The 21,646-nt window shown below is 32.3% G+C and carries 18 protein-coding genes; 6 read left to right on the forward strand and 12 right to left on the reverse strand.

Annotated features, from left to right (window positions below; translation table 11 throughout):
• Positions 1-71: 71 nt before the first annotated feature.
• From pglX to HXV90_RS18620, 4 genes are read right to left on the reverse strand one after another with little or no spacing between them, the layout of a single operon-like run.
• A complete protein-coding gene (gene pglX, locus HXV90_RS18605) occupies positions 72-3,575 on the reverse strand; it encodes a BREX-1 system adenine-specific DNA-methyltransferase PglX (RefSeq protein ID WP_269897764.1) in 3,504 nt (1,167 codons plus the stop codon).
• Between the two features lie 49 nt (positions 3,576-3,624).
• Complete coding sequence (gene brxC, locus HXV90_RS18610) at positions 3,625-7,215, reverse strand: BREX system P-loop protein BrxC (protein WP_269897765.1); 3,591 nt, start codon at positions 7,213-7,215, stop codon at positions 3,625-3,627.
• Between the two features lie 12 nt (positions 7,216-7,227).
• Positions 7,228-7,776, reverse strand: coding sequence for a BREX protein BrxB domain-containing protein (locus tag HXV90_RS18615; protein ID WP_269897766.1), 549 nt, complete (start codon positions 7,774-7,776; stop codon positions 7,228-7,230).
• Positions 7,754-8,365 (reverse strand): BrxA family protein, encoded by a 612-nt coding sequence (locus tag HXV90_RS18620; RefSeq protein ID WP_269897767.1) that lies wholly within the window; start codon positions 8,363-8,365, stop codon positions 7,754-7,756. Before HXV90_RS18620 ends, HXV90_RS18615 begins: the two co-directional genes overlap by 23 nt.
• A gap of 60 nt (positions 8,366-8,425) precedes the next feature.
• On the opposite strand from HXV90_RS18620, the gene HXV90_RS18625 reads away from it, so the two are divergent.
• From HXV90_RS18625 to HXV90_RS18650, 6 genes are all read left to right on the forward strand, one after another.
• Positions 8,426-9,622 (forward strand): competence protein CoiA family protein, encoded by a 1,197-nt coding sequence (locus tag HXV90_RS18625; RefSeq protein ID WP_269897768.1) that lies wholly within the window; start codon positions 8,426-8,428, stop codon positions 9,620-9,622.
• Between the two features lie 408 nt (positions 9,623-10,030).
• The gene (locus HXV90_RS18630; protein ID WP_269897769.1) at positions 10,031-11,491 is read left to right on the forward strand and encodes a YfjI family protein; all 1,461 of its coding nucleotides are present in this window, start codon (positions 10,031-10,033) and stop codon (positions 11,489-11,491) included.
• A gap of 310 nt (positions 11,492-11,801) precedes the next feature.
• The gene (locus HXV90_RS18635; RefSeq protein ID WP_258860346.1) at positions 11,802-11,987 is read left to right on the forward strand and encodes a helix-turn-helix domain-containing protein; all 186 of its coding nucleotides are present in this window, start codon (positions 11,802-11,804) and stop codon (positions 11,985-11,987) included.
• 79 nt (positions 11,988-12,066) lie between these two features.
• Positions 12,067-12,348: an Arm DNA-binding domain-containing protein gene (locus HXV90_RS18640; RefSeq protein WP_269897770.1), complete on the forward strand. Its 282-nt coding sequence runs from the start codon at positions 12,067-12,069 to the stop codon at positions 12,346-12,348.
• Entirely contained in the window at positions 12,345-13,244 is a 900-nt protein-coding gene (locus HXV90_RS18645; protein ID WP_269897771.1) for a tyrosine-type recombinase/integrase, read from the forward strand. Before HXV90_RS18640 ends, HXV90_RS18645 begins: the two co-directional genes overlap by 4 nt.
• A 290-nt stretch (positions 13,245-13,534) precedes the next feature.
• A complete protein-coding gene (locus tag HXV90_RS18650; RefSeq protein WP_269897772.1) occupies positions 13,535-14,698 on the forward strand; it encodes a site-specific integrase in 1,164 nt (387 codons plus the stop codon).
• 263 nt (positions 14,699-14,961) lie between these two features.
• On the opposite strand, the gene HXV90_RS18655 is transcribed toward HXV90_RS18650, so the two are convergent.
• From HXV90_RS18655 to HXV90_RS18690, 8 genes are all read right to left on the reverse strand, one after another.
• Positions 14,962-16,284 (reverse strand): HNH endonuclease, encoded by a 1,323-nt coding sequence (locus tag HXV90_RS18655; protein ID WP_269897773.1) that lies wholly within the window; start codon positions 16,282-16,284, stop codon positions 14,962-14,964.
• A complete protein-coding gene (locus HXV90_RS18660; protein ID WP_269897774.1) occupies positions 16,277-16,630 on the reverse strand; it encodes a hypothetical protein in 354 nt (117 codons plus the stop codon). The genes HXV90_RS18655 and HXV90_RS18660 overlap by 8 nt, the downstream gene beginning before the upstream one ends.
• Positions 16,630-17,739 carry an AAA family ATPase gene (locus tag HXV90_RS18665; protein ID WP_269897775.1) on the reverse strand — a complete coding sequence of 370 codons (1,110 nt, stop codon included), beginning with the start codon at positions 17,737-17,739 and terminating at the stop codon, positions 16,630-16,632. Before HXV90_RS18665 ends, HXV90_RS18660 begins: the two co-directional genes overlap by 1 nt.
• Positions 17,721-18,503, reverse strand: a complete 783-nt coding sequence (locus HXV90_RS18670; RefSeq protein ID WP_269897776.1) for an SRA domain-containing endonuclease — start codon at positions 18,501-18,503, stop codon at positions 17,721-17,723. The genes HXV90_RS18665 and HXV90_RS18670 overlap by 19 nt, the downstream gene beginning before the upstream one ends.
• Before the next feature lie 959 nt (positions 18,504-19,462).
• Entirely contained in the window at positions 19,463-19,888 is a 426-nt protein-coding gene (locus HXV90_RS18675) for a hypothetical protein (protein ID WP_269897777.1), read from the reverse strand.
• The gene (locus tag HXV90_RS18680) at positions 19,855-20,250 is read right to left on the reverse strand and encodes a hypothetical protein (RefSeq protein ID WP_442916342.1); all 396 of its coding nucleotides are present in this window, start codon (positions 20,248-20,250) and stop codon (positions 19,855-19,857) included. The genes HXV90_RS18675 and HXV90_RS18680 overlap by 34 nt, the downstream gene beginning before the upstream one ends.
• A gap of 255 nt (positions 20,251-20,505) precedes the next feature.
• On the reverse strand, positions 20,506-21,039 hold the full coding sequence (locus tag HXV90_RS18685; RefSeq protein WP_269897779.1) for an Eco57I restriction-modification methylase domain-containing protein: 534 nt from the start codon (positions 21,037-21,039) through the stop codon (positions 20,506-20,508).
• A gap of 167 nt (positions 21,040-21,206) precedes the next feature.
• Complete coding sequence (locus HXV90_RS18690) at positions 21,207-21,503, reverse strand: hypothetical protein (protein WP_269897780.1); 297 nt, start codon at positions 21,501-21,503, stop codon at positions 21,207-21,209.
• Positions 21,504-21,646 lie beyond the last annotated feature (143 nt).

Genomic DNA, 21,646 nt, shown 5'->3' on the forward strand with positions numbered 1-21,646 from the left:
TGTTTTTATTTTATATAGTAAAACATTCGTCACACTATAAGATAGTATAACGAATGTTTTATGACCAGTAACTATTTAATCTTTGCTAAAACGCCCTTTCCACCGCGATAGAACTTCTCGTAATTCACCTTCACACCGTCATCTAAATCAATTTCAATTTCCTCAGTTGCAATGGCAGCTAAACGTTTATCAAACTCACGAAGCTCATCGATTTTCTTCTCAAACGATACTTTCTCAGCATTTAACTTCTTCTTATCCGTTGCACTTAAATTAGGATTTATTAAACGATTTTCTAAGTCCACAATTTCTTGCTGATACTTCGCTTGTATTTCTTGTAAATGTTCGAAGCGAATCGTTGCCATTGTATCCGGTTGGTAACGATGCATGTAAATTAATGTGCGTAAGCCTTTTTGTTTACCTGAGTCAACCAGCCAGTAAATTGGTCGTTTTTGATACACCTTACAATGATCTGCAAAGAACTCATCCATAAAGTAACGACGTAACCTACTTTCTGCATTTTCACCATTTTTCATTTCAAGTGATTCTGCTAACCATTGTATATTTTCATCAACTGTATCTGGAGTGAAAGCAGCTGAAAGAAATTCACGTAGGCGCATGATAATATCGCTCTCAAAATAGGAACCATCTGTAATTTTTATAATTCCTTTAAGATTTGGTTTAAATGTTTTGAAGTTACTATTGTTATATTCTCCACCAGCATATATTAATCCATCTTTATCTAAAGAATATCGCCCCGTAAGACACCCTACGAAATAGGAAAGAAAAGAAATCGTATCTCTTAGTTTATCTGCCTTTCGAATCGAAATATCTTTATCGTCTACATGATAAGTCATCTCATTTTGTAAATCAGCAGCTTTAATTATTATTTTATTTATCTCTTCTTCATTATTTTTAATTTTATGAAACTGCTTGTCACTAAAATTTCCCCATTCTTTAAATACTGTTTCCAAATTCCCGGAATTTCTATAATTAATAAAAGGATGTCTCTCAAAATGCATAGACGTTTCAAAACTATCCCAATCATCTTTTGATATTTTAATATTTTCCTTTACAAAATCAATTATTTTACTTTTATCTAGCCTTAAAGCAGGCAACTTATTAAAGTAACCTACATCGAAATGCATTGTTGGACTAATTGCTTTAATGATTATATTAATTAGCTTGCTGTTTAAAAGTGCCAAAAGTTCATATTGATCTATTTCGTTATTTGGAAATGAAGCATGTCCACCAGAACCAAATATAAAGCCACTTGGATAATATCTAAATGAGTTATCGGAAGATGTAATGTCCGACCAAGAGACTGAAGGCAGGAAATAATATTTAGGATTCCTAATGACTGAACCAGGTGAATTAGTTATAATCCCTCCATTCAATTCCCAGTTAATTACATACTCTTGATTACCATACCATTTCCTATACTTCCCTCCTTTGTTTAAAGGAATCCATTTTTTAGTATTAGAATTATCTTTTTCTAAAGATTCCCTACCGAAATCAATGGAAACAAAATTGCACTCATGCCATAATCTAACGAATTTACTATTATCCCCTGTGGATAACCCTTGCTTTGCTTCTACAATACTTCCCAATGGTTGGGTAAAAGAAAATAGATTCACTAAATTTTCGTTTAACCAATAAGTAATGGGTTTACCCGGAATATTATTGAAGTTAGATTGTTTGAAATTAAAACGATAAGAAACCGTTGGATTAATTACAGCTTCCTTAGTATAAATCGGCTGTAAATGTGCTCCCTTAAAATCTGAAAGTCTCAAATAATCGCCTTTAAGCCCTGCATCATAATTACGTAATGTAAATGTACAAATAGGAACAGTCGCCTCTTCAAATGCTGAATATTCTAATTGTATTAAATTATTAATCGTACTTTTTCTAATAATTTTCGTACGTAATTTTTCGTACGAAGAAATAAACATCCATACAAAAGGGGTCATATAACCTAATTGTCCGTTTTCCTTTACCAAACTAAAGCTACGTTCAATAAATGCAGCAAATAAATCTGTTTTTACATCGCTATGATATTCTGATAAGAAAGTCGATAAATTTGATACTAACATTTTATTATTAATATATGGTGGATTCATCACCAAAACATCATACTCATTACGCATAATCTTCGTCTGTTGAATCAAAACCGGTAATATTGATTTTGCAATTTCATGTTGCTCTCCATGAAATAAATCTTCCACTGGATTATTTTTAATGTGTTCAAATCGCTCTTCAATAAATGAAATCTCACGTTCTGTAATATTAATTAATGAGCCATATGTTTTTGCATTATGGTATTGATTAAAGAACGCCTTCACTCGGTTATATTGCTCTCCAACTTCTTGTTGTGTAATATACGTTATTACATCTTCAGAAATATGATTTGTTTCTTGAATCGATGCTAAGTTTAATTGAATGCCTTCACGTTCTACACTGCGTAAAAAACGCCGTGAATATTGCGCCGCCTTCATTACAACCGCAAATGCTGCTAATTGATAAGCACGATCGTCAATATCTAAACCATATAAGTTGTGTTCTAAAATAAGGCGTGGGATATCACGCTCTGGGTATCCGCACTTCTCGTAAATTTCATAGAATACTTCAAAGGCATACACTAAAATATGACCACTTCCCATTGCTGGATCTAGTAATTTAATGTCTTCTACCTTTAATTCTTTGTTCACATACGGTGAGATTTTTTCATGGAAGTCCTCTTCTTCATGCTTGATAAAGTATTCCCAGTTATCGATTAAATCTTCATCTTCTCGATGTGCTTCTGTCCAGTAACGCCCAAGTGAGTTTTGTACCATATATTGTACAATCCATTTTGGTGTAAATAACTGTGTTGCAAATGGAATTTCTTCTTTTTTATACTTCGTTTTTTGAGCAAACACACGGTCTTTTTCTTCAGCGATATAGTATTGATACAACCAACCAATCACTTCAATTTCCGCAAAACTCTCTGTTAATTCTTCACTTTGTACAAGTGTTTTAATGACTGATTCTGCATCTAATAAGAAATCAGGTAATAAAAGCTCTGTATAATCTTGAATTGGTTCAAACATAAACGGCAAAATGCGATTTAACGCATTACATTGGGCGACAAATAAAATGCGGAATGCCACCTCTGTATTACCAGCATTAACTAGCTCACGTACTTCCTCTTGCTTATTAGTTAAATCCATCGTGTCATATTCAAATAAAATATCAGGATCCACTCGTCCAACACTGCTTGAAAGCACATTCACTCTCTCTGGTAAGTATTCATGTACTTCCATATAGCGAATGGCAATGATTCGGTTAAACCATGTGTACGCTACTTCTTCAAGTAATTGCTTATAGCCTTTTTGCTCTAACTGCTGTTTTAAAGCCGTAAATGCATTTTTCATCGATAACGGATACGTTTGTCCATTAATTAATAATTGTCCAAACTGCTCTTCGATATGTAAACCGTTCTTTTCATCAATTCCGTATAAAAGAGCTTTTGTTTGGACTTGCTCAATTAATTTACGACGTGACCAAGTTGCAAAGTTTTTCAATGCGGTTTTATTCATAATTTCACTCACCTCTTATAAGTAAAAGAAGGGGAGATCCCCCTCCCTTTTATAATTCAAATTTCAACGTGTTGTCTTTTAACTCTTTTAATAGCTGCTGTTTTAGTTCTGCTAATAAATCATCTAATTCTGACTGTGTTTGAATTTCTGTTTTTACTAACATGCCGCGTAGTGTTTGCGATGAAATGACTTTCGTACCTTTTTCTCGTACAACCCGCGGTGGTGTATCCCCAGGTGGTGTTTCACCTACTGGCTTCTTTACTACACGAAGCAATTCGTCCTCTTTTTGTTTTGCCGCTTGTTGAATTTGTGCTGTCACATCTCGAAGCTCACTTAATTTCATTTGAATCATAATTAAACTATCAGCTTCTAGGAGTTGTTGCTGTGCATTCGTAAATCGAGGCATTCTTTCAGCAATTAAGCTACTTACCGCTTCGTTATTTGAATAGTATTCTTGAAGCTCACTTAATTTTTGCTCCAGCTGTGTAATTTGTGTACCAACTGCTTTCTTATGTTCAACGACTTCCTTTGCAATTGCCTGCTGTAGCTTTTCAATGATTGACGGAATTAACGGAATATCACGATATGGCTCTGATTTCACTAAAATGTCGGTTAACTGTTTCTTTAACATTTTCACTTCGTCCGATTGTGTATGTGTTAAATCATTTTGAATCGATTTTAAATATTGTACGGCTTCGTCAAACCGTTTAATTGGTGCATTTAAATAAAATCCTACTAAACCTTCTAGCTGCTCTTGTGCATCAATTAATTCATCCTCAGCATCGATGAAAGCCATCACTAACTGTTCCGGATCTCGAATTTGCATAAGGCGCTTTATGTCATTTGATATTGCAACTACTTTTGTATATTCAGGATACGGATATTGCGCTGAATTACCTCTCTGATAACAATCCGTAATATTTTGAAGTGGTTCGCTAAAATGTTTATCCATTGCCGCATTTAAAGCTTCTGCAAAATCTTGATAAGAATCTCCACTATCTAATCGACCAAATAAATCTTTATATAATGCTATGAATTCTCGACGTACTTTCGGGTCAACTTCAATTTCAGGTACTACACGGATTTTATCGCGATCTGTTGCACGGTTTAATTTTGTATAAAAGTCCGTTGCAATAGTTGGGCTAAATAGTTCATCTGTAATCGTAAATTTCAATTTACTATCATGTATTAACGCTAACAAAATTCCAATTGTATCAATTTCTGTCCAACCATATGGCACTTGGCTATATTTATCTAGTACCTCTTTTAACGATGGCTTTTGATGTAAACGAATCAGCTCTTCTAAATAACGAAGCACTTCATTATAAGCTCTAATATTCCCTGTTGTATTTAGCAAATCTTGCTGAATTCCTTGTTCATATATACGTTTCCATTCAACCGTCACATTCTTCATAGGGATTGGCTCATCGATATATTCTAAGTATTTATAAGTGTTTTGTACGAGCATTTCAAATGCATCATTTACTTGCTTTTCAAAGCTACCACGGAATGTTCGCTCCTGCATTTGAATATAAAACGTTGCTGATTCACACGCTTTTGCTAATAATTTTTTTGCTTTTTTATCATAATCATCGACACTTGCTAATTTTGTATCGTAAATGCGGTGCTGCGCTTGTGTTGTACTTGGGTTACGCTTTGCAGATACATAACGTCGAATTTGCTCCGATAAACGAATCGCTTCTTCCGCCTCTGCCACTAGCTCTTCGTTTAAGTAGACAACCATTTGTCCTTCAACAGATTGCAAAGCAGCTTCTGCTGATGACATAGAGCCTGTAATAACTTGCATCGTTAACGGATATTTCATATTCGATTTAGAATAGTTATCAAAGCGTTTATTGTATTCAAAGATAAAGCCTTTGCTGTTTGCAAATTTCGCTTTATCGTACATTTCAGAGAAAAATGTCTCTGCTAAGTTTGCCTTGATGGTACTCGCATTCACATCTACATTACGAATTTCACTATTAATTTCTTGTTCCTCATCTGAAAGGAACGAATACGTACCGTCCGCATGTTTTTCGATGAACATCGTTTGCTCTAAACGATTTAACGATTCTTTAATTGCTGTTTCGTTTTGCTCGGCATCAATGCGTGTTAAAAGGAGAGCTACAATATTACTTGGTGTCGCTTGAATATGATCAATCCCTTTAATTAAGTAAAGGACTTTTAAAATATCAACATCTGCTGCGTACAGACCTTCGTTATTCGCTGCTCGGCTTTCCGCTTTCGTAATCGTTTGTACAATCGTTGACTCTAAGTGCTGTCGAATCGTTGGGTAAAATTCGGCCATCGTTACTAATGTACCAAGCTCATCATCATTATGCTTAATCGCTGCATCTTGGAATGATTTTAACAGTGAACGTTCCCCTCTTGATGCGTAAGAGCTTCCTTCACCGTGAATACCGATTTTTTCTAGCACAGCTTGTAATAGTTCTACTTGATAAGGTACAAACGGATAAATCGCAACAAATTCTTCAGTAGTGCGGTAAGATGAACGGTATTGTGTTTTTTCTTTATCAAAAGATAGACGGTTACGAATTAATTGTTCATTTGGCTCATATATCGTTTCGAGTGTCTTCTTGGCTGTTTCATTTTTTTCTAATAAGCGGCGCTTTAATACTTCATCTGTATTTGAACTCGATAGATTGATACGTGTTTTGAAGCGGCCTTGGATTTTCGAAAAGCTTGTTGTATCGACTACGTTTGCTACGGATTTAATACTTTCTTGTGAAGTAATGGCAATCCAAGCTTGTCCGTTTGTTGCAGCACCGATTTCTTCCACTGCGTTTTGTAAGTCCAACATTAAATTATTGTCCATGCCTATGTATTGTCCTACTTCATCGATTAGGAATACTAAACGGTAATCTGAACCTTTGGACTCGCAATATTCAGCGATTAGTTTCCCTAGTTCTTTCGCTGAAATGCTAAATTCCTTTTGCGCATTACGTACCATAAAATCAGCAGATGTTTCGTCATAGCCAATCGCAGTCAATGCCGCAATCATTTTTCCAAAACGCATACGGAATTTTAAACGATAGTCTTGCCACGTTTCGCCATACAGTTCTTCAATTTTATTAGTGAAAGCAAGGTACTTCCCTTCACGCTCTAATTGGCGCTCAAAATCTGCCACCCAAAGTGTTGTTGAATAGCCTACATGCTCATTGAAAATACGTAAAATGATTTCTATAATACTTTCTTTACTGCCACGAGTCGCATTTGTACTTGCCTCAGAGCCAACATTGAATAATAGGGCATCGGACTCTTTAGCACCGATTCGACGCATCGCTGCTAATAACGCGTCATCCTTAATCTTGTCCTCGAAATACTCAAATGGCGCACGGCCTTTAATTTCTTTGTTGTCTAGTAGATATGAAAGAATTTTTAAAAAGTGCGATTTACCTGAACCGAAGAAGCCAGAAATCCATACTCCTACGTCCTTTGTAGGCACTTTATAAACGTCCTCATAGTTTTTATAGAAATCCTTTAAACTATTCAAAATTTCATCTGTGACAACGTATTCCCTTAACTCCGTATAAATCGTTTCTTCATCTGTTTGTCCGGCTTGTACAACACCATTGATAGGACGATTAATGTCTTCTCTAAAAATATCTTTAATGATCATTTGAAGCACTCCCTATGAAATTCGTGTAATTTGATATTCGTCTTCATGACGGAATTGATTATATAAACGTAAATCAAGACCTGTAAAATGGCCTGGATAAAAAAGTACTAATGGCGTTCTAAATGCATGGTTCGATAGCTTCTTTAATAAATGACTAGACCTTATAAACGGATGTACTGTGCCTACCCCTGTGATAAAGATTAGCACTGCATCCTCTGCTTTTTCAATAAAGCTATCTACTAATAACGTTCGATCTTCAAGAACTGTTTGAATCGCTTGTGAAAGTTCTTCGTATCCTTCTTCAGCTAATTCAATAAGTTCCTCTAAATCGTCTTCAAATAACGCAAGCAAGAATTCAAATAAGTTGATTTCTTTAATATTCAATGACGTACGCTTTAATAATCCTTCTGTATATGTACGGACGATTAACTCGTCTTCTGCTGGATAATCAAATACAAAGTGCGGGATTTCACTGCCAATACCAGTAGGCTTAGTAAAGCCCTCTTGATGAATTCGTGCTTCTAATTGTTCTAGCCTTTTATAAATCGTCAATATTTCCACCTACCTGTAACGTAATTATTGCCGTTAATAATGGATCATTTTTGAAAGCGTATTTTTTTAATTGTGGACTTACATGTAATGGTGAAATTGTATAAATACCTTCACTTGGGTCTATTATACCACTGGCTTTATATAATAATAGTAGTGTATTATTGATTCTTTTCTTAGAAACAATACTCCAATTCGCAATTTTGTTCGATTGTTGCTCCTTTTCTTCCATAAATGATTCTAAATGGGCTAAAACCAATTGCTTATTTTTCTGTTGATAGCGATAAATAATTAATTCATATAAACTTTCATATGCATAGCGATATGTTTTTAAAAATGTATATAAAATTAATGCTTTTTGATCGTATTTAGTTCCTGATAAATAGTAGCTCCTAAGCTCGTTAGTTAAACTAATAGCTCTTTTATAAGCTAACTGAAATCTCTTTTGTAAGGCAGACTCTGTTTTCACTAAAAATGGATTTTCATTTAATACAATTTCTCGAATTTCTTCTCTACTCAGACCTTTTTCTAATAAGGCCAAAACATACTCAATATCTTGCTGGTACCAACGTTCACTTGTAATTCCTGCAGAGTATTCCATATTATGACCTCCATTTTTATTCTTACTATAAGTATAACGATTGCCTATGCAAATGGGTAATTGATTTATATTCCAAATAGTGAAACCTTCAATATAGTTACTCGTATAACTTATAAATACCATTTTATAGGAGGTTCTATTATGAGAGAAGCTTGGCATACAAACGATGATAGACTTTATATAATCTCGCAAAATTTACCCGCACCTGAAATCGATAATCATAAACAAATTGCCAAAAAAGGGACGTTTATTTGCCCATACTGCAAAGCGCAATTATATGTAAAAAGCGGAGAGATTTTAGGGAATTTCTTTTCACATTTGCACGGGGAGAGTTGCGAAGCGTCTAAACAAAGCGAAGCACGTTATAGCAAGTATGAAAAGCAAAAGAAGAATGATACACCACGCCAACCACACATAGTAGCTCTAATAAACGACGAATTAAATGTATTAGCAAAAGTTTATCCACACGTTACAGTCATTCTTGGATATCTAAACCAGGACTTTTCAAAACACATCCCAGACATCACTTTAAAAATTAATGATTATAAGTACGCAATTACAATTGTCACTAACATTACCGTCTCTACAGATCAGGCTATTGCAAAATCTATTCAAAATCAAAAAAATTATTATGCATCATTAGGTTATGAACCGCTATTTTTCATTGAGCGCAACCATTTGGGCATTGATATTGATGGACAATCACTTGTGCTATGGAAAACAGAGCTACAGGCGTTAACAAGTCAAAAAGCAGATATTCATTGGAAAGATTTTTTAAAACAATTAGGGGAATTAGAGGACCTACAGGCGGTACTAAAGCTACCTAAAACAGACTTAAACGTGAAAAGTATAATGTATATTACGCCTGCTAATGAAGCCATTTCTATTGAAGCTTTCCATGTTTTAGAACATCCAAACACTTTACCACCTAAAGCACACTTCTTCGCAATGCCTTATAAACTAACATTTTCTCAAGCATTTAAAATAAACGATGAAAATCTTAGCCTAGCGGACCTAGACATCGAAATTAATAATCAATCAAAATACGCTGAACATTTTTTACAGGCAAAGGAAGCTTTTGAACGCCAACTTGAAGAAAAGGCTCTTTTAGCTAAGTTAGCGGCGGAAGAAAACAGAAAACAAGCTATCGAAAACCAGCAAACATATTTAGAAAGATATAGTCAAAGTAACTATGTAAAATCAGATAAGGATAAAAAGCGTGAACTAGTAATGAAAGCCTTCCTTTCTAATAATTAAATGCAAAATTTGTTTTTCCTCAATTGAAACCAAATCATATATCAAAGAGCGAAAAGGGTTGTCCTAACGGGTGACCCTTTTTGCTTTTTTCATTGCTAATTACAAAACTATTTTACAACCTTCAAAAGGTTCTTTAGACCTATAAGAATTAAAAAATCTAAAGATATACTGAATTGCAGATTTGAAACAATTCACTGGCACATTTACATTAAAAAATTTTTTCAAAAAAATGATCAAAGCTATTTGAATATTTAAAATGCCCTGGTAGAATACTTCAAATTTTGTATAACAAGCTTTTTAGTCCTTCTAGGATTCAACAGCCCCTATCCGGAAGGGTTACTATCAATGCATTTTTTCATGTCTAGGTACCTAGGCATGAAAATTAGTAATAACGGAGGAAAATGCGATATGCAAAACAATCAGGAATGTAATGAATTTGAACAAGAAGAAGATCAAGAAGTAGAAAACGATTTTTCAGAACTAAAATTAGCTGAAGCTAAATTAGAACTAGATTTTGAAAGTGAAATCTCACCTAATGTTAGAAGCAGTGGACTTCAATTAAGTAATAATCTCTTTGAAGAGTTGTACGAAAGCATTAATAGCCTAGATGAGTATGGGTTTGAATGGCAACCACCCATAACATTTGAAGAATCAGCTCTAAAGCAATTTGACGTTAATGTTTTTCCGAACACCTTGAAAGATATGGTTTTAGCAGTAAGTCGCTTTACACAGACCCCAGTAGATCTTGCTGCAATTTGTTTAATTGGTGTACTATCAACTGTTTTACAAAAAAGGTTTCACGTTGAACCAATCAAAGGATGGCAAGAACCTTTGAACACTTACACAGCCGTGCTATTACAAGCATCAAATCGTAAGTCGACTGTTTTTAGATTAATGATGGGACCTATATTTGATTATGAATCGAACCTTATTAAATCGCATCAAGAAGTGCAAAAAAGGAATGAAAAACAACTATCTTTACTAAATAAGCGTATAGATAAACTTGAAAATGAATATGCAAAATCAGGTGATAATGAGCTGCTAGACGAGTTGGAAAATTTGTGGACCTTAAGAGAAAAATTAAAATCAAAACCAGCTCCGGCCCTCATTTTAGATAACTCAACTGAAGAAGTAATCATCTCTAGGATTTCCCAAAACTCCGAACGTATTACGATTGCTTCTTCAGAAGGAGATTTATTTGAACGATTAAAATCATCTATCAAATTAGAAGCAAGTAAACTAGATGTATATTTAAAGGGTTATTCTGGTGACCCCCTGCGAACTGACCGAATCTCAAGAGATACTGAACGAATAGAAGAACCTTTAGTAACAATTTGCATCTCAGCCCAGCCGACCGTTATTCAGAATATGCCTCAGAAAATCATTGATCGTGGCTTAATTCCTCGATTTTTAATCGCTATGCCTGAAGATTTATTAGGTAAACGAAATGTGTACAATGCTAAACCAGTAGATTCTGAAATTAAATATTTATATAACAATTTAATTTCTAAACTACTAAATTTCGAAGATAAAGATTCTATTGCACTTGAACTTTCCTCGGAATCATACGATGTCCTGAAGAAATTTGAACACCATGTGGAGACATTATTTTTACCAGAACAGCTATATTGTGACTCTTTAAAAAGTTGGGGTGGGAAAATTATCGGTAATTTATTACGAATTACAGGTTTATTACATGTTGCTAAACACACCGACATTGCAAAGGACAAATCAGATATTCCTACAACAATTGAAGTAAAAACTTTAAAGGCAGCACTAAAGTTAAAGGAATATTTTGATTCCCAAATTATTAACGCTTATGGCATCATGTTTAGCAAAGAATCGAACGATATGGCTCAATATTACTAGGTAAGTTAGAACTACTAACAGAAGAAAAGAAACAGCGTAAAGTTTCTAAGCAAGATTTATGGCAAAAGACAAAAAAGATTTTTACTACTGCCCCAACCTTTAACCTATCATTAAAAATTTTAGAAGAGCGCGGTTTTATCCAGTTTGACTTAGGTGGTAAATCAGGACGAAAAGAATTTATTATCTTATCACCTTTTGTAAACAAAGATAAAAAAAATTAACAGTAGCTATTCGAATATGAAAAAACGGCTGTTATTATATTTCCAGCTTTTAAACAACAAAGCTAGATTAGAGAAAGGTAGGAAATTCAATGCAACCACGTGAATTAGAAAATGAAGAATGGATGAATTTAAAAACCGCTGCTGAGTATTTAAATGTATCTTACAAAACGCTAATGTCTTTTCGTGCAAAGGGATTAGAGGTAGCAGAGATCGGTCGTATTCGACGTGTATCAAAATCAGCATTAGATGAATTTATGAAACAAAATAGCTTTTAAAACTAGGAATTTGAGGGGAATTACTTCGCAAAATTAATCTCTTCAATTAAATAAAATTCAATCGATGAGGATATATAACATGCAAAATATTTCAAAAAAGTACCCACAAATTAAATCATATCAATTAAAGGATGGAACAACAGTATTTCGTTTTACCGTATACCTTGGCGTTGATCCTTTAACAGGTAAAGAAAAAATCGTAACCCGAAGTAAATTTAAAACTGTAAAACAAGCAGAGCGAGCAATTGAAAAGTTAAAATTTGAATTTAGTAACGGGCTAAATCCCTCAAATATGTTAAAGACGTTTAAAGATGCTTATGTATTTGGGACGAAGCATATAAAGTATCAGGAATTACGATGAGTACTTACTCTAAAACAGAGGGTTATTTTAAAAATCATATTTTACCGTTCTTCGGCGAAAAGAAATTAGCAAAAATTAATGTCGCAATGTGCGAGCAATTTGCTATCGGACTTTCAAAAAAACTGAAGTATTTTCATCACATTGTTAACTATGCTTCAGATGTTATGGAAACAGCGTTTCGTCTCGGAGATATTCATAAAAATCCTTTCAAGTTTGCACGAATTCCAAAGGAAGTACCTCATACTCAAAACGATAATTACATCGAAGTAGCAGATTTCAAAAAATTACTTCAAGTTTTACCCGAACTAGATTATAAAAAACAATGTTTATTACGTCTTCTTATGTATACAGGGATGCGTAAAGGCGAATTATTGGTTTTAACCTGGTCTGATGTAGATTTTGATAACGGACAACTTTCGATTCATTCAGCTTACTCCTTTTCAAAACATAACAGGGGTAAAAATGTTGGTCTTACCAAAGGGAAAATTAGTCATATTATTCCTTTAGACCCTACAACCTTAGAGATGTTGAAAACATGGGAAGAGTTACAATTTAGACAGTTGAAGCAATTGGGTCTACCTCGTAAATCGGATAACGAACAGATAATTTTCAATAACACAGTCAATAAATATTTAAAAACAAGTTCTCCAAATGACTATCTAACTGAAGCTATTGATAAAGCTAATATCAAGTATGTTACAGTTCATGGTTTACGCCATACCCACGTGACACACCTTCTTGAAGCCGAAGCAGACTTTTTTGGTATTAAGGATCGTGTAGGACATTCAAAAAAGGAGAATACGACTCATATGTTTTATTCGCATGCTACAAATAAAATAAAACAAAATACTTTACAATGTTTACTTGATTACTATAAAGAATTTGATATCAATTAATCAGGAGGAAAAACAGAAAAATGAAATTTAAAAGAAAATACCAGACTTAAAATGTGCGAAGAATACCTCACGAAGGAATTCACTTCATTCGATGACTTTTCACTCTTTACCTTCACATATCTAGTCGCATAAACATATAGTTATACGCAATAGAGCCTCAAAACTCTATTGCGTTTTTTGTTGACTTACAATGTCTTATTTGCTAAAGCGTCGCCTATCACATAAACTGAAACTGTAGTACTAGTTACTACAACCTCTTTGTCTCCGTAAGCACGAAGCAGGAGGAACATATGGTTAATATTAAAAGTTACAAACTAAAAACTAATGAAATCCGATATAAATTCCACATTTATATTGGCACAGATCCATTAACAGGCAAGGAAAAAACAACTACTCGTAGCGGCTTTAAAACAAAGAAAGAAGCTAAAGAGGCTTATTATGAGTTGCAACAAGAAATTAAAAATGGTACTTTTGGAAAAGTTTCTAAAGACACGTATCAAGAGGTCTATGAATTATGGTTAGAACAATATGAAAATACAGTAGAGGATAGCACCCTATTAAAAACTAAACGTATTTTCAGCAATCACATTTTAACTGCCTTCGGATCATATCGAATTGCTAATATTGATGCCGCAATCTGTCAAAAGCATGTAAACCAATGGGCAAAAAAACTAAAGCGCTTCAAAATGGTGAAGAACTATGCAGCTCTTGTTATGAAGTACGCTATGAAACATGGCATCATTGATAATAACCCTTTTGAATTAATCGAAATGCCTATTATCAAAGCAAAAATTTCAATTGATGAGGACGATGAAGAGTTTGAAAATTTTTATTCGCGTGAGGAGCTTGTACAGTTCTTAACCCTTTTACAAGAAGACCCTAATATTAAAAAGCGAGCTGTTTTTCGTTTGCTCGCTTTCTCTGGAATGCGTAAAGGGGAAATTTTCGCTTTAAAATGGAAGGATATCGACTTTGATACTTTTGATGTTCGAATTACTAAAGCAGTGAAACGTGGCGAGAAAGGGCTTTATCTTGGACCAACAAAAAATGGTAAACCTCGAACAATCAAAATTGATGAAGAAACCATTGAGATTTTAAAATTATGGCGAAGTGAGCAAGAAAAGATTTTTGCTGAGAAAGGGATTAACACTAATAAGAAGCAACAATTAGTGTTCTCTAATATTTACAACGTTCTTCAAGACCCTAATAAAACTGTACAATGGCTTTCAGACTTCCTTGTAAAACACAGTTTGGTGCATATTACGACACACGGACTACGTCACACACATTGCTCGTTGTTATTCGAAGCGGGTGCCTCGATTAAAGAAGTTCAGTATCGTTTAGGCCATAACGATGTGAAAACAACATTAGAAATTTATGCCCATGTTACGCGAAAAACGAAAGAAGGTACTATTAATAAATTTACAGCCTTTTTAAACAATGAATCCGATTAATTTCTAACAAAGGTTTAACAAAGGTTAATAAGGTTTTTAATAAGGATTCAATCAATTTCAGTACAACTCAAAGTCATAAAAAAAGTGTCATAAACGTTGGTATATCAACGTTTATGACACTCAGTGAAATTCAGTACATTTCAATGTATGGAGACGGCGGGAGTCGAACCAACCGTCTCGGAAAGTTGTTATATCAATGGTCGCGGGGGCATACACTTTGTATAACTATAATTTTGACTATATCTCTTGGATTATTTTTATAGCTATAAAATCCCTTCGATCTGCTTTAAATCTTCACATATTTTTAAAGTTGACTTCAAATTTTTAGAATCATAACTCATATGGTTAAACCAATCATGTAACACTGGAATATGAGAAATTCCTTTTAAATGTAGATTATCATTATTTATTTTTGAAATATCTATAGTTTTCTGTATCGATTGGGGAGTTAAATCTAATAATAATGGTATAAAGTCTTTATTCGACGCTATATTTAACATTTCCTTACATATATACTCAATTATTTTTATGTTTTTAATTAAATAATTTAATATTACAAAATCAGTTTTCGTTAAAATTAGACAGTCCCTCTTTTTAATAAAAAATCTTTTAACTCTATTATCTATATTAATATTCCCTGAATCGCACTCTTGTTTAAAATACATAAATTCATCATGACTTTTTAATATATTAGATAATGTTTTTTTTTCTTTAAATGAAACTAAATAATTTTCTATTTCTCTTTTGATATTTACTTTTTCATTTATATAATTATATAAATTTATATAATAATTTAGCATATATCCTTTTTTCGAAAAATATGCGAATAACTTTTTGTTCCTCTCATTAAATAAATGAACATTCTTAAATTTTATAATGCTATACCCTATATCAAAAATTTCTGGTGTACTGAGTACTTCATTAATTAATTTAAAATTCTCTAATTCTTCATCAACCCCATCAATAATTTTTCTGATTTCACTTTCGTATTCTTCATTACTTTTATTCTCAAAAATCCCAGTAACTTTCGTATATGCTTTTCTTTCAATTTCTTTTTCTTTCATAATTGCTTTTACTTTATCTTGGGTCAATTGCAATCTATATAAACCACACATTAAAATCGTTTGCACACCCTTTGAACTACCAGCCTTTGCAGTTATAAACAAATTATCCTCTAACTCTATATGATCTTCATAATTATCGAAATACGCATGAACGATCTCATAATCATGGGAATTAAGAGGGTAATCATTATAAGAATATGTAACTCCTCTTAAACCTTCTATTAGTGTATCATTGGTTCCTTTAGTAGTGTTACATTCTCGACAAGACCAAACTAAATTTTCCGGTCTAAAAGTAAAACTACGGTAATCACCTTTCGGGACTATATGATCAATTTCAGCCTTAGCATTTCCTGTTTGTAACTCCACCCCGCAATAGAAACACTTCTCTTGAAATTGCTCTCTTAAATGATACCTTAACTTTCTTTTAATATAACTACTATCACTGCTACTCCAATTGTCATTACATTTTAATAACCTTTTGGCGAGTGTAGGGCTGTATTTAAAAACAATTGCATTAGACAATATCAGTCACCTTCTTATATACAACCATTATCAATTCTTTTAATGGATCTGATTCTTTTAAATAATCTATCATCGAATACAATTTATGTGCTTTATCTCTAATACCATCATTAACTCTATTTAAGCTAATGGCCTGCAGAATTTCATCTAAATCTTTTCCGATATAGTAATTTCTTGATGTGGGCATATTAAATACTTCATATAAAATATCTTCTGCTGAACGGCCATAAACTGATTCGTTTATATTTTTAGAAATTACTAATTCATTAGATTTTGATTTTAACTCAATTAAGCTTGAAGACTCATTTTTTAAATCCGAAACCATAAAATGAGAATGTGTGGCCATTACAAAATGACATTCATTATATTCTTTAAATTTTGTCCAAAACCGACATATATTTGTACTGCCAAAACCGACATATATTTGTACTGCCAGTTCGGATGTAAACTAGTTTCTGGTTCGTCTATTAAAATTAAAGATTTAGATTTAATTTTCGTTAATATATTGATCATAGTAGACAGATATTGAAACTCCCCTGAACTAGATCCTTCAATTGAAAACCATTTACCGTTTTTTTTCATTTCTATATCTGGTATGGCGAAAACACCTAATTTAATTTGTTTTTTTATTTCATCAAAATCTTCATACATTTCTTCGTAATCTACTGATCTACTAAAATCAAAAAATATTTCTAAGCCATTCTCAATATAATTAATAGTTTTATTATTAGAATCCACCAGATTATATGTTCTATATTTTTTCCAAAACGCTATAATATCAGCTGCTACTATAGATTTTTCATTTGCATTTGTAAGAAGTTTTTTCACATAAATATTATTTCTCATATCCTCCAACGAATTATTTCCTTTGAATGATAGACGAATTTTTAATTCCGCTCCAAATCCAAGAAATTCTGTAACGTTTTTAAGATCATTTAAAAACTTATTATCTGTTAATACTGCGTCTATAATATTTGAAGTTAAATATTCAAGTAAATATTTAAACTTCTTATTTTTCAATCCAAGATACTGATACTCTTCTAAAACTTTTGCACTCGTTGTTGAAAATCTATCTTCAACATTAAAGGCACAACTTATAACCCGTTCAGGTAATACTATCTCTTTTAAGCTTATTTTCAAGTCATTTTTATAAAATGTAGTTTTACCATTTTCTTTTAAGAGTTTGAACTTATTCTCACCTATTGTGTATATAAGTTCATACTCGATATCTTTAGCATGATTTTCTTTTCTAGAAATACTCAGTAAATACATGTCTAAAAATATTTTCTGAATAGTAGATAAAACAATACTTTTCCCTGTACCATTAGGACCTAAAATTAAAGTTGTATAAAATTTATCTTTGCCACTTAACTCTTGACCTTTGTTGAAAAAATCGATTTTATAGTTAACGTTGTATAATTTAAAATTCAATGTTCTTAATCTAAATTTACCCAAATTTTTTCATCTTCTACATTATTCAAATTATCTTGTTCACTATACACAAGAGAGGCAGAAAAATATGGATTTATGTATTTATTTTGACCAATAAATAAATTCTTTTTATCTTCAATATCTTGGATTTTTCCCCACCCGTCTTTTGAATATTGATTATAAAAATAACCTTTACTATTAAAGAACCAACCATCTGAGCCAATTAATGTATTTACTTTATTGGCCGCCATTAACTTTAATATTGCGTCATACTTTTTAGAAGCTAAATAATTTGTTGACCCATCAATAATTTCCTCTTTTAACAGAATTTTAAATCCAATATTATTTAAGAAATCAGTTATATCTTGAGAATTCCCTACAGGCTCCAGTGGAAAAATTAAAAGTTTTCTATTCTTATTAGGATCTTTTATATGTTTTGGTTCACCTATTAGAATTACTTTGCCTATATATTCGTAACTATTAGGCGCCTCTTTTTTAAATAAATGTAAATCCACATTATTTTTATTTGATTCATATAAAGTTTTATTATGCTTATAATCTATACTTTGATCACCATTATCCCCCATCCCACAATATTTCCAAACATAATTATCATCTTTATCTGGCTTTGCATCTAGGTATGTATCATCAGTGTAATCGGTAATTAAAACTAAAGTATTGGTTTTTAAAGATCTTCGCATACCACCTTGTATTCCACATCTAAAAATTTTCATTAATTGATCATTACTTATAACTTGCCCTATAAATAAATCGGGTACAAAACTCATATACATTTCTCCTTAATGTATTAATTAAATTTTTTCTCAAAATTAAATTAGGTTCTTGCATTTACTAAATTCTTTATAATCTTTAGAGAGTCCAGCTGACGCAATTTATCATCAACAAAGATGTGCGTTTGAACTTCTGATGATCAATTTTTTTGCACGTGTAATTTCGACTTTTCTTTTCGTCTAACATGCGTATCTTTTGCAATTGCAACGTCAGTACTTATCTCAAGTTATTTCAGCAATTCTTTTGTTTGCACCAATTTCGTCTTTTATTGCCTTGACCTTAAATTCAAGCTCTTTAAAACTAACTTCTGGCTCTAACTCTATGTACTTAAATTTTTAATACTATACACTTCCATAAACCAAATAGATAGTTGATAGGCTAGCTCTATTAATTATTTCTCTTCTTTTGTCGTAACATAAGATACTTCATGTGTAGCGGTTCCTCTTCGCGTAAGGTATGAAATATATCTAGCATTTCAGGCTTAGCTAAGCCTTATAACGGAAGTATTAGGATCATTGTAAATATTCCGTTCAGCACTTTCACCAAGCTTAACTAATACTTCCCATTTTCCTAAAGTTACTTATTACTATTCACCGCATTTTTGTTTGTAATTCAATTGTACTATAATGGGAATTACTGGACTAGTAGAATAATTATTCTACTTAACGTCTAGGTTATATTTCGCTTCATGGTGTGCGAATGTAATGTAACTGGATTACAATATTTTCTAGTACAAACAGTCTAGTTTGGAAAATAGCACCCTATCAGATTTCCTTGCATCTTCTTTACTCCCTTATCAACCTTAAATTGAACATCTCTCCAAAACAGTCTTTAAATCAAAATTATTAAGAACAATTAAATTCAAGGCATCTTCAGTTATATAGGGGCGTTTTGTGATAGTGGTATTTAACATAAACAAAAGCAAGGATGTGATTTTAATTCACATCCTTGCTTTTTATTTACTATATTTCCTATTAATACGCCTATCACTCATTTTTCTCCAAATAGCTCTTAATGCAGATACTTCTTCTATAGACAAGCCTAACCCTTTTATTAATAATACTTGATCTGTAATATCTAAAACTTCATCTATTTTATTTTGACGGATTAAATTGTCAATTAATGCGAAATCTAGTTCTATGTCATTTATATAAGGTATTAATAAATTTTCAGCTTCGCTTGGTTCAAAAGTTAAAACACCGCCTCCATAACTTCGCCCCATAATTTCAGAATGTGCAAAGGTTAAGCTGTTTAAAAAAGAAAGTGTTACCCTAGACCCGCTAACTCCTTCGTAAAATCTAACTCTATGAATTGTATCTGTACAAGTAGCCATAGCTTCATTTTTAATTAGTTTGGGATATAAATGAACTTGACGCAACATAAAGCATCAGGAACCCAAACCGAAGGAACTATATACCATTTCTTCCTTATTTTACATTTGTAACCCTTATGGACATTGGTAGCTTCACCTTTTAATATAAATTCTTGTAATTCTTCGTTCAGATTTGAAAATTCTTCATTAGGAGGAGTAAACATATAGGTTGGTAGATTGGCTTGCACATTATTATTCCAATCGGCAATAGTAAACTCCGCGCCTTCAAGATGTGCAGATCTACTAACGACTTTAGTTAAATTATCAAGAGGAATATTATTTTGAACCATTTCTTCTTCTGACAGTAAAAAAAACTTATTTTGCCCAGTTACTATACCAACGTCTACACTATAAAGCTCACCAGATCGAATTACATTTTCATTCTTTTTATTTTATTTAATAGATTAATTTCATCATTGTTTAAGAAATACTGTGTCCACTTATCTTTAGAATGATTGATTTTTTTTTCATCAATAGTGTCTAAAGTATCGAAATTAAAATCTTTCAAATCATCTATTGTATTTAACTCAACTACCTTAATCGTATTGATTTCGCTATTATTTTTTCACAAAGTAATATAACAACTTCTTGTTGGGCATCTTTCCAAATTAATTTCTGGAATGTAATTATAGTAATATTTGATAAAATTCACTTAGGAACTTTCTAGTTTCACCTGCATATCCTACTTGAAATAGTTCAGCTGGAATAACCATAGCTAATTTACCAGTATCTTTAATTAAAAATGATGATAAGACTAAAAAAGGTACCCAGAGATTTGTTAACTTATTTGGTTTAAATCCATAGGATTTCATAAGATTGAAAGCAATTTCTCGTTGATCTTCTTTAAAATCTTGGTACTTTATAAAAGGTGGATTTCCAAGAATTACATCAAATTTCTCTTGGGAGTTTAATTCATCTTGTAAATATTTGAAAAAGTCTTGATTAACAACAGTTGTTAAATTAACTGGAATATCTAATCCTCTAAGCCTATTCCAAGCTTTTATACTTTCAATATCGTTATATTCAATTCCAGTTATTAAATCTGCAATAGCATCATCACTAGTTCCTAACTTTCTTAGCGATTTTACAGCAGATTCCAAAAAATTTCCATCACCACAACTAGGCTCTAAAATTCTTGTATCGGGAGTTTGGATAGCCAATCAGAAATAAAATCACTTAAAAGTTGTGGTGTATAGTAACCACCTCTAAGTTTTTGCTCAGTTGGGACAGTTCTTGCCACTATAAAAAACCTCCATTAATATAAAAATACTCACAATGAAATAATCATTGTGAGTATCAAATTATTTTCAATCATTATATCATAAACTTAATATATTTTCTGTTCATGTTCAGTTAGATTATATAATGTAAAAATCTTATTTTCAATCTTCTTTTTTAATTGCTGGACTTTCTTCTCAGCACGAGCCTTATCTTTGGGCATTAAACCTTTTTCAACTTTCTCTGTCAGAGATATAACTTCTTGAACCCATAAGGTAATTTCTTTATGATGATTCATTTCAGAAATGTCATCAAAGTTGATTTCTCTAAAAGGTAATTTTTCAATAAATTGTTTTCCATGAGAATAATGTCCACCCCCAAAGAAGCTAGTATGTCCAGTTTTCAAAAAACTTTCTGTTATAGGATGAATTAAAATCGCATAAATGTATTCCAGAGAATGCTTATTATCTAAATTATTTTTTCTTAAAGCATAGTATGGACCATTTCCTCCACCTGTAAATAAGAAATCCTTTTTATCAATGAAATATT

Source organism: Lysinibacillus sp. JK80 (assembly GCF_027557635.1).
In the GTDB taxonomy this organism is placed as follows: Bacteria; Bacillota; Bacilli; order Bacillales_A; family Planococcaceae; genus Lysinibacillus; species Lysinibacillus capsici.